General features: G+C 72.8%; 9 protein-coding genes. 4 read left to right on the top strand and 5 right to left on the bottom strand.

Translation table 11 applies throughout. The annotated features are described in order from the left end of the window. Window positions 1–33: 33 nt before the first annotated feature. Window positions 34–777 (top strand): phytanoyl-CoA dioxygenase family protein, encoded by a 744-nt coding sequence (locus ACQRUO_RS02330; protein WP_428313961.1) that lies wholly within the window; start codon window positions 34–36, stop codon window positions 775–777. A 22-nt stretch (window positions 778–799) separates the two neighbouring features. Then, the gene (locus tag ACQRUO_RS02325) at window positions 800–1,699 is read left to right on the top strand and encodes an SMP-30/gluconolactonase/LRE family protein (protein WP_428313960.1); all 900 of its coding nucleotides are present in this window, start codon (window positions 800–802) and stop codon (window positions 1,697–1,699) included. Window positions 1,700–1,709: 10 nt separating this feature from the next. Here ACQRUO_RS02325 and ACQRUO_RS02320 read toward each other — a convergent pair whose 3' ends face one another. Then, on the bottom strand, window positions 1,710–2,609 hold the full coding sequence (locus ACQRUO_RS02320) for a hypothetical protein (RefSeq protein WP_428313959.1): 900 nt from the start codon (window positions 2,607–2,609) through the stop codon (window positions 1,710–1,712). Further along, window positions 2,606–2,893 carry a phosphopantetheine-binding protein gene (locus ACQRUO_RS02315; RefSeq protein WP_428313958.1) on the bottom strand — a complete coding sequence of 96 codons (288 nt, stop codon included), beginning with the start codon at window positions 2,891–2,893 and terminating at the stop codon, window positions 2,606–2,608. Before ACQRUO_RS02315 ends, ACQRUO_RS02320 begins: the two co-directional genes overlap by 4 nt. A 406-nt stretch (window positions 2,894–3,299) precedes the next feature. On the opposite strand from ACQRUO_RS02315, the gene ACQRUO_RS02310 reads away from it, so the two are divergent. Both ACQRUO_RS02310 and ACQRUO_RS02305 read left to right on the top strand, forming a co-directional pair. Continuing rightward, the gene (locus ACQRUO_RS02310; protein ID WP_428313957.1) at window positions 3,300–4,169 is read left to right on the top strand and encodes a phytanoyl-CoA dioxygenase family protein; all 870 of its coding nucleotides are present in this window, start codon (window positions 3,300–3,302) and stop codon (window positions 4,167–4,169) included. A gap of 17 nt (window positions 4,170–4,186) precedes the next feature. Continuing rightward, a complete protein-coding gene (locus tag ACQRUO_RS02305) occupies window positions 4,187–5,116 on the top strand; it encodes a TIGR03621 family F420-dependent LLM class oxidoreductase (protein ID WP_428313956.1) in 930 nt (309 codons plus the stop codon). Between the two features lie 103 nt (window positions 5,117–5,219). On the opposite strand, the gene ACQRUO_RS02300 is transcribed toward ACQRUO_RS02305, so the two are convergent. From ACQRUO_RS02300 to ACQRUO_RS02290, 3 genes are all read right to left on the bottom strand, one after another. Further along, window positions 5,220–5,468 carry a type B 50S ribosomal protein L31 gene (locus tag ACQRUO_RS02300; RefSeq protein WP_428313955.1) on the bottom strand — a complete coding sequence of 83 codons (249 nt, stop codon included), beginning with the start codon at window positions 5,466–5,468 and terminating at the stop codon, window positions 5,220–5,222. A gap of 28 nt (window positions 5,469–5,496) precedes the next feature. Beyond that, window positions 5,497–5,688 carry a 50S ribosomal protein L33 gene (rpmG, locus tag ACQRUO_RS02295; RefSeq protein WP_428313954.1) on the bottom strand — a complete coding sequence of 64 codons (192 nt, stop codon included), beginning with the start codon at window positions 5,686–5,688 and terminating at the stop codon, window positions 5,497–5,499. 117 nt (window positions 5,689–5,805) lie between these two features. After that, window positions 5,806–9,495: a DUF4132 domain-containing protein gene (locus ACQRUO_RS02290; protein ID WP_428313953.1), complete on the bottom strand. Its 3,690-nt coding sequence runs from the start codon at window positions 9,493–9,495 to the stop codon at window positions 5,806–5,808. Window positions 9,496–9,507 lie beyond the last annotated feature (12 nt).

Here is a 9,507-nt window from a genome sequence, read left to right as displayed (position 1 = left end):
GAACCCAACCGGCTGACAGAGGGAGTGATGATGATGTCTCACCCAACGCGTGAGGTCCGATCGGCTGAGATCAAGGACGTTCCCGCCGTCATCGAACGGCTGGAGGCGGACGGCGTGGTGCTGGTTCCCGGCTACCTGGACGCCGCTGCCATCGCCGAGGCGACCGGCGAGTGTCGCGAACTGTTCGAGCGGACGCCGTCCTGGGCGCATCACGAGGACTACTCGGTCGGCCAGTCCGTCCGGATGGAACGCGGCGACGTCGACCCAGCCGACTTCCCGGTCATCTCCTCGGCCTTCGCCCGCCCTGAACTGGAGGCCGTGGTGGGCGCGTTCTTCGGCGAGGGCTACATCTTCAGCCGGACCATCTACGGGATCCTCGACGTCGTCGGCAGCACCACGCACGTGCAGCAGCTGCACTACGACAAGATGCGGCACCTCAAGTCGTTCGTCTACCTGACGGATGTCGGTGCTGCGAACGGCCCGTTCCACTGCCTGCCGGGTTCGCACCTCGTGGCCCGCGAGCAGCAGCGGGAGAACCGGCGGCGGCGCATCGTGCCGACGGACGAGGGCGTCCGGCAGCTGCCCGAAGGGCTGGTCGGCCGGGGCGTTCCGGTGCTGGGCGAGGCGGGCACGCTCATCCTGTTCGACAGCGACATCCTGCACCACGCCGGCATCGTCACCGAGGGGGAGCGCCTGGCGATCCGCAGCCTCAGCTTCGGCTCCTACCGGTCCGACACCTGGTACCGCCAGGACGGCAGCGTCGAGATCGCTCCTTGAGCGGCACGGCGGGAGCGACCCGGTGAAGAAGGACGTCGCCGTCCGTTGGTGCGCTGCGCGGCTCGAGGTCGGCGAGGGCCCGCGGTGGATCGACGGACGGCTCGTCCTGGTGGACATCCTGGCCGGCGCCCTCCACGAGACCGACGGAGATCGACCGGGCCCGCTGCGCCAGCTGCACCGCCTGTCGGTGCCGCTGGGCGCGGTCGCGCCCGTCGCCGGGGCGGCGGGCAGCTGGATCGTCGCCGCCGGTCGCGGCTTCGCCCTGCTCGACCGCTCGGGCGGGCTCGACTGGCTGGCCCGCCCGGCCAGGGGAGGAGTCGCACCCCGACGCATGAACGACGGGGTCTGCGATCCGTTCGGCCGCTTCTGGGCGGGCTGTACGGCCTGGGACACCACCCCCGGTGCGGGGGCCCTGTTCCGCGTCGACACCGACGGTGCCGTCACCCAGGTCCTGGACGGGATCACCACGCCCAACGGCCCGGCCTTCAGCCCCGACGGAAGGCTGCTGTACCTGGCCGACAGCGACCGCCGGGTCGTCGACCGCTTCCCCGTCGACCCGGTGACCGGGGCGCTCGGCGAGCGGTCCCCGTTCGTGACGTTCGACGCCGGTGGTCCCGACGGTATGACCGTCGACGTCGAGGGCAACCTCTGGGTGGCGGTCTGGGGCTGCGGTGAAGTCCGGCAGTTCACCCCCGCCGGTGTCCTGAAGGCCGTCGTGGCGGTACCGGCGCCCCAGGTGACCGCTCCGTGTCTGGGCGGACCCGCGGGCACCCGACTGTTCATCACCACGGCCGGGTACGGGCGGGCGGCCGACGCCGCTGACGGCTGCGGCGACGTCTTCGCCGTCGACGTGCCCACACCCGGTGTTCCGGCCGCCACCTTCGGCCCCTTGACCCGGGGCGGCGGGCGGCCCGGACCGTGACCGGGGTCCGTCAGCGGGCGCGGTAGCGCAGGGCCAGCACCGACCACGAGTAGCGGCCGGAGGTGAGCGCGAGCACCGGCGCGCCGTCCGGCAGGGTCCGCTGCTCGACCAGGTCCGCCAGCGCGCGGATGACGTCGGCGGTGAAGCAGTGACCCGCTTCGATCCCGGGCACGATCTGGTGCGGCACGCCCGAGGCGTGGGCCAGGAACCGGCGGGTACCCGTCGAGTACGCGCCGACCACCATGCCCGCCACCTCGCCCGCCCTCCAACCCGCAGCCGACAGCGCGGCCCGGGTGGCCGCACCGACACCGTCGACGCTGGCTCGCAGGCCTGCTATGCCCGGTTGCGGCCCCGGCGGGGCGGCGCGCATCGCCGTGCGCAGGGCGACCAGCTCGAAGCTCGGCCCCGGTGGCGGTCCGTGCGTGACGGTGCAGGCGCCGGCGGCATCGCCGAGGATGCTCATGCTGTCGGTCAGCACCCGGCTGTCCGGCCCGGCCACGTCGGCGGTGACGACGAGGACCGGACCGGCCTCGCGGCACGTCCCGGTCGCACTGATGATCGCGGATCCCAGGTTCGCACAGCCGTTGCCGGTCACGACGAAGGCCGGTGTCCGGTCGTGGCCGCCGGAGTGCAGGAGTGTGTTGAGCACGACGGAGGCCGCGGTGCCCCGGACCTCCTCGGTGGCGTAGACGATGCCGCTGACGTCCTTGGGCCGATCCGCGACGGGACGCAGCAACTCGACTGCCAGCTCCACCGATTGCCCCTTGTACACAGCTGCGCCGGTGGCTCCGGAGTCGCGCAGGGCGTCGCGGTTGGCCATGACGTCGGCGTCGCCCAGGTCGTCGAGCGCGACGACCTCCCCCAGCGCGACGCGGAAATCGGAGAGGTGGACCCGCGGGCTGCCGGTCATGGAGTCGGCGGCTCCGCTCGCCCGGTCGCCAGTGCGTCGACGACGAGCGCCACCGAGCCGACCGACTCGAACGTCGCCAAGGAGAGTGCGGAGTCCGGGAATTCGATGTCGAACTCCTGCTCGGCCGCGGCGATGAGCTGCATCAGCTGGAACGAGGTCACCCCCAGATCCTCCAGCCGGTCGTCGGCCGTGAGCTGGTGACCGTCGGGAAGATGGCTGAGGACCTTGCGCAGAATCCGCGCGAGTGCCGCCACGATCTCCTCATTGATCGGTGATTCGGCCATGACCTGCTCTCTCTCCTCGGGCGCGGACGCGGGCACGGGCGCGGGCGCGCACGAACTCGGCCCGGCGGCCGTCGGTTTGCCGAGCCGCCGTCAGTGATGGCGTTCAACCGGAAACGTTCCGCGGTCGAACACGGGCCGGGGTCCGCACGGGCGTTCCGGAACAGCTGCCCTGACTGATCATCAAAACATCAAGGAGGCTGCAAGATAGCACTCCGTGACACCGCCGGAAAGGTCGGTTCCCGAAACCGTTTCACGGTCGCGAACCGGTTTGTTCCGTCGTTCCGGTGAACGTTGACAGACCAGGCCGTGGTGGAAACGCTGGCTAAGCCGGTACCGGTGGCACCGCCACGGGGCGCCACGCCCGGCTGCGACGCGGCGACGGAGCAACAATCGAAAGAGGCCACCGATGAGCAGCTCGAACCTCACGCTCGACAGCGCGGATCGCGTGATCCCGGTGCTGGCGCGGGACGGCTACGCCCTGATCCGTGACGTCCTGTCGGCCGAGGAGGTGGCGCGAGCCCGCGCGGTCTGCGACGCCCACCTGCTGCCCGATGCCGACGCGGAGTGCGAGATCGAGGCCACGGAGCTGCTGCGGATGCCCGAGTTGGGCTTCATCTTCGACGAGCGCGTGGTGGCGGCGCTCAGCGGGTGGCTCGGTGGAACCCTTGCGTACTACCCGAATTACGTCGCGCGGCTCAACCGTTTCACGGAGTGGCACGTCGACAACGGATTCTCGCCGAGGTTCATCCCCGACGCGAGCCATCTGTACAGCCCGGACTTCCGGCATCTGCAGTGCATCGTCTATCTCCAGGACAACGTCCCCGGAGCCGGGGGAGGACTGGACGTCCGACCCGGGTCGCACGGCTGGGCGGCCGGCGGTCCGTTTCCGGATGACGACGAGCTCGCACGCAGCTATCCCGACATTGTCTCGGTCGACTCGAGGGCGGGCGACCTCATCGTCTTCGACGGACGGCTGATGCACCGGGGGACACCGACGGACGGCTCGCTCAAGCGTCGCAAGTACGGCATTTTCTGGAGTGCGTCACGCGATGACCAGGTGCAGATCGACCGCTACCTTGCGTACTTCCTGGCTCGCGTGGATCATCTGCGCACCCTGAACCAGCCCCCCGACGAATTCGAACGCGAGGAGCTGCGCTTTCAGCTCATGCGCAGTATCCGCTTTCCGGCGAGCTACCTCCCGCAAGAGGTCGAGGTCCTCCGCAAGTTCGGTGTCACCCTCGCGGAGCTGCCCGGGCTCACTCCGGGCAGCGCGTGACCAAGGAAGTCGCCCTGGTGTCCGGTGAGAACAGCCGCGCCCCGTTCCGGTTCTGTGTCGCAACGGGCGGCGTCAAGAACGCGGACGAGTGGTCGGAGCTGGCGCGCAAGGCCGAGGATCTGGGCTACGACCTGCTGGCGGTCACCGATCACGTCCAGCAGGAGATGGCGCCGTTCACGGCGCTGGCCGCGGCCGCCGCCGTCACCACCACGCTTCGGGTCGGCACCTACGTCATGTGCCATGACCTGCGCAGCCCCGTCGTCCTGGCGAAGGAGTTCGCGACCCTGGACATCCTGAGCGGCGGCCGGGCCGAGGTTGGGCTCGGTGCCGGCTGGTTGATGAGCGACTACACCCGGACCGGGACACCGTTCGGCAGTCGCGCGCTGCGCTTCGAGCGGTTCGCGGAGTACGTCGAACTCGTCCGCGAGCTCCTCGCCGGCGGTACGGTCAGCCATGACGGGCCGTACTTCTCGGTGTCCGACGTGCGGTGCGTGCCCGCACCGGTACAGCCGATCCCGCTGCTGATCGGTGGCTCGCGGCGTCGGTTGATCGAGTTCGCGGCGCAGCGGGCGGACACGGTGAGCATCGCGCCGACCACCCGCGCCGATGGCCGCCGGTCCTCCTACTGGGACGCGGAGATCGACGACCGGGTGCGCTGGGCGCGCACCGCCGCGGCCGGACGGTCCGCCGTGCCCGAGATCGACGTCGCCATCCATGAATGCCGGGTGCTGCCGCGCCCCAGGGCGGTGCTGACCGCGCTGAGCGCCGCCCGAGGAGTCCGCGAGGACCAGATCGACGCCATCCCCAGCCTTCTCATCGGGACCCCCGAGCACGTGGCCGAGCTTCTGCTCGCCCGTCGCGAGCGCTGGGGGGCATCGCGGATCACGATTCCGGAATCCGCGGTGGACGAGATGGCGCCGATCGTCGCCCGCCTCGCCGGCCGCTGATTCGCGGGCGGGCGGGGCGCACGGCTCTTCGAGATCGCGCGGTGTCCGGCCGGCACGACTGACCCAGGGTCAGCCGTCCCGAACCGGGCCCGGGCGTGCGGTGTCAGCTGCGGGTGCCGTAGCGGCGGTTGAAGCGTTCGACGCGGCCGGCGACGTCGACCACCCGGGACTTGCCGGTGTAGAAGGGGTGGCTGGCGGAGGAGACCTCGACGTCGATGACGGGGTAGGTGTTGCCGTCCTCCCACTCGATGGTCTTGGCGCTGGTGGCGGTCGACCTGGTGAGGAAGGCGAGGCCACCGGCCCGGTCGCGGAAGACGACGGGGCGGTAGTCGGGGTGGATGCCGGGCTTCACGGCGGTTGCTCCTTCGGCTCGGTGGTGGTCAGCGCTCTTCGCGGAACTCGACGTGGCGGCGGAGCACCGGGTCGTACTTGCGCAGCACCAGGCGGTCGGGGTCGTTGCGGCGGTTCTTGCGGGTGACGTAGGTGTAGCCGGTGCCGGCGGTCATGGGGGCACCCCCGGCCGGAGGCTGGGGGAGGAGTTTGATGATCGGGCGCAGTTCGTTGCGGGCCATGCGGTCCTCCTCGGATCGATGCCCGCGACTCTATACGAAATGAAACCCGTTTTCATCTGACGGTCGGGTAGGGCCCCGGCCGGCGGCGCTCACCGGGGAGCGCCGCCGGCCGGTCCGTCACTCGGCGGTGACCTCCGCCAGGTCGGCGAGCAGTTCGGAGGCGGTGACCGGGTCCAGGTCGCCGAAGCGCAGCGGGTAGCGGTCGGCCGCGGCGGGCCAGTAGTCGCCCGGTGATCGGTCGAGCCAGACGGTCCGGAAGAACTGGTGGGCGGACTCCTCGAGGTTGCCGACCCAGAGGCCGTCCTCGAGCGCGATGACCAGGTGGCCCCCGTCGCCGAGCGGCTTGGAGAACCAGCGCTCGATGCCGGCGTCCTGCGGGGCTCCGCGTTCCCAGCCGCGCTTGGTCAGGGCGAGCAGTCGGCCCACCGGGACGACGTGCTCCTCGAAGCGGCGCAGGCGGTGGTCGGCGGCCTCCTCGGGGGTCGGCCGGTGGACCGGGCGGCCGAGTTGGGCGAAGGGCTGGAGGATCTGGTAGTCGGCGAAGAGCTCTGACCAGGCGGGCAGGGTCTCGCCCAGCAGGAGGGGGTGGGCGAGGCGGACGGTGGCGCCGTCGGGGAGGGTGAAGGCGTCGTCGTGGACGTCGGCGAAGGTGCGGTCCTCGGCGACCCGGAAGGCGGTCACGCCCTCGGCGCCCCCGGTGTCCTCGGCGAGCCAGACCAGGCGGTGCACCAGGTGGCCGAGCAGCGGGTGCTGCACCAACAGCTCCCGGAACTCACCTGCCGTCCAAGCCCGTTGGGCCACCATCGCGGCTTCGAGTCGGCGGATCTGGTCGGTGGCGATGGTGCGGACGTCCTTCTTCAGCCCGGCGAACCGCTTGCGCTCGGCCGGGGCCAGCTCCTGGTCGTCCCGCGCCCCGGGAGCGGGCAGGTCCTTGCGCCGCTTGCCGTCGCCGTCCAGCACGAACGGGCGCAACTGCTCGTCGAAGCCCACGGTGAACCGGCGCGGGCCGTAGTCGATCACCGTGGTGCCGCCCGCGTCCAGGCCCAGGTCCGGGACCAGCCGGTCGGCCAACTGCTCGGCGGTCAGCCCCAGGCCGTCCGCGATCTCGGTGATCTTCTCCTGCGCCCGTTCCTTGAGCGCCTTGAACTTCACCCGCTGCGCCAGGCTGTTGAGGTGCAGCAGGGCGACGTCGGTGCCGATCCCGGCCAGCACGTCCAGGCCCTCGACCGCCCGGCGGTGCGCACCCTGGCCCGGCCAGTCGCGCACGATGGGGGTGAGCCGGCGCACCGTCTCGTCGTCACCCAGCACCCCGAGGGCGTGCAGGATCCAGCTCTCCTTGGGCGGCAGCCCGGCCTGGCGCCACTCCTCGAACAGCGCCCAGGCGAACCCGGCCAGCGCCTCGGCGCGGCAGACCTCGCGGACCACGGCCAGGCCGGGGTAGGGATCGCCGGGCTTGGAGATCGCGAGCATGGTCAGCACGTGCCGCACCGCCGTCTCCGGCAGCGCCGTCCCCGAGCCGTTCAGCAGCAGCTGCGGCAGCGCGCCGGGCTGCACCCAGCCGGGCAGGGCGGGCAGCCTGCCGGGCAGCGCGCTCTCCAGCGGGTCGGTGGCCAGCAACTCGGCGACGAGCTCCGCGGCCTCGGCGCCGTAGCGGTCGGCCACGGCGGTCCGGAACTCCGTCGCGCCCGCGTCGGCCGCGACCAGCCGCACCGCCTGCTCGGCGGCCTGCCGGGCCGCTCCGGCCGGGCCGACCGCGTCGGGCACCAGCAGCAGGCCGGCCGCGATCCCGTGCCGGGCGAACCAGGAACGGGCGGTCGGCTGCAGCGACTTGAGCCGGACCAGCCCGTCAGCCATGATCCGGGCGGTGGCCGCGTCCCGGAACGGGAGCAGCAGCGGAGCCAGGTGGGCCGGCTTGGCCTGCGCGACCGACCGCGCCATCGGCAGCGCCGCCAGGCCGTACCTGGCGACCACCGGGCGCAGGAACTCCTGCCCGCCCCAGAGATTGGTGGGCCGCCAGTTCTCCAGCCAGGGGGCGAGCACGTCGGCGGGTCCCTGCATCAGCAGCCGGTGCGCGATCCAGAGGCCGGTGTTCGTGCCGCTGAGCGCCCTCGACGCCTCGGCGGCCCAGTCGGTCGCGGCCGGGTAGGGCCACCCGGTGGACTCCGTCGCGGCCCACCGCTCCCGTTCGCCGCCACGCCACTCCAGCTGCGGCGCGTCGTCCGGCAGCAGGCCATCCAGTACCCGCGGCTTGCGGACGGTGCGCTTGCGGGTCCACGGCGGCGCGACCAGCAGCGGCGGCAGTGCTTCCGGCGCGGCTTCGGCGGCCCGCTCGCGGGCCGCGTCCAGGGTGCCGATCAGGGCCGTGGCCGCCGGGTCGAGGCGGGTCAGCAGCTCGGGCAGGACGGACTGCCAGCGGGCCAGGTGCGCGTTGAGCAACTGCCGGGCGGCGGGGGCGTGCTTGCCGTCGCGCAGCGCGGTCGCGGCGAGCAGGCGGGCGGCGCGCACCGGGTAGCGCTCCATGGCCTGCTGGAGCGCGGGCCTGGTGTACTTGTCGTCCAGCCGGGCGAGCAGCAGGCGGAAGGCGTCGTCGGTCGGGAACTGCGCGATGGCCGCGGTGATGGCGCGCAGCTGGTCGGCACCCTCGGTCTGCTCGACGGCTCCGCCGAGCAGCGGCACGCAGCCGGTGCCGAGGCGCTCGGCCAGCGTGGCGACGAGCGGGACCGACCATTCCCGCGAGAGCAGTGTCGGCGTCGGACCGAGGCGCTCCGCCTGCGCCGGGTCGTCCAGGGCGCGCAGCAGCAGCGAGTGCAGCTGTGACCCGTCGTTCCCGTACCCGGCGTGCTCGGCCACGCACTCGTCGACCCACTCCGGGGTGCCCGAGGCCAGGTAGGCGGCGACGGCCCGGCGCCGGGGCGTGCTGCGGCACTGCGCGAGCGCGTCGACGGCCTCCCGGTACGCGGGCTCGTCCGCGACGGCGAGCAGCTCCCGCACCCGGGCCGCCGGCGCCCTGCTGACGGCCGGGTGCGGATGGTCGGCCGGGGTGCGGAAGCGCAGCTTCGGGGTGCCGTAGCCGAGCACGCGGTACGTCCGGCCGGTGTACACCTCCAGGAGCTCCACCACGGCGCGGGCGGCGAAGGTCAGGCCGTGCCGGAGCACCCAGGCGTCGGCGAACGGCGCCTGCTCCAGGGCGCCGTCCTGCCACCCGGGCGGCAGCAGCGCGGCCACGGCGGCGGCGCCGAGCGGGTCCGGCTCGCCGGCCAGGTAGGCGCGGGCCGCGTGCACCAGCGCGGGGTCGGTCTCGCCGGCGGTCAGCGCGCGCTCGATCCACGACTCGTCGGCGGCGATCCACTCCTCGGCCAGTGCGACGGCGGCCGCCTCGGGCTGCACCACGGCGCGGGTCACGCTGCCGCGGCGCGGCGGGACCAGCCGGAGCCAGGCGGCGGGCAACACGAAGGTGTCCTCGTCCGGCAGCTGCACGGGCTCGGCAGCGGGTGTCGGGGCCAGCGCCGGGGCGGGGGTCGCTGCCGGAGCGGGTGCCGGGGCCAGTGCTGGGGAGGGTGCCGGTGCCGGAGCGGGTGCCGGGCGGGCCGCGACAGCTGCGCCCGCGGTCTCGGTGTAGCCCTTGCGCTCCTTCTCCCGCACGAGCTTGCCGAACTGAGCCTCTGCCGCCTCCGTGGAGGCCAGCTCCTTCACCTGGACCCGGCCCTCGGTGCCGATCCGGCCGTAGCGCACGCGTATCGAGGCGCCCTCGACCGCGGCCTCCCAGAACTTCTCCGAGCCGTCACCGACGAGCTCCCAGCGCCGCACCGCGTCTCCTCC

It is taken from the genome of Kitasatospora sp. LaBMicrA B282 (genome assembly GCF_050325825.1).
Lineage (GTDB): Bacteria > Actinomycetota > Actinomycetes > Streptomycetales > Streptomycetaceae > Kitasatospora.
The sequence above is the reverse complement of the archived record's forward strand: the minus strand, read 5'-3'. Positions and strand labels throughout refer to the sequence as shown.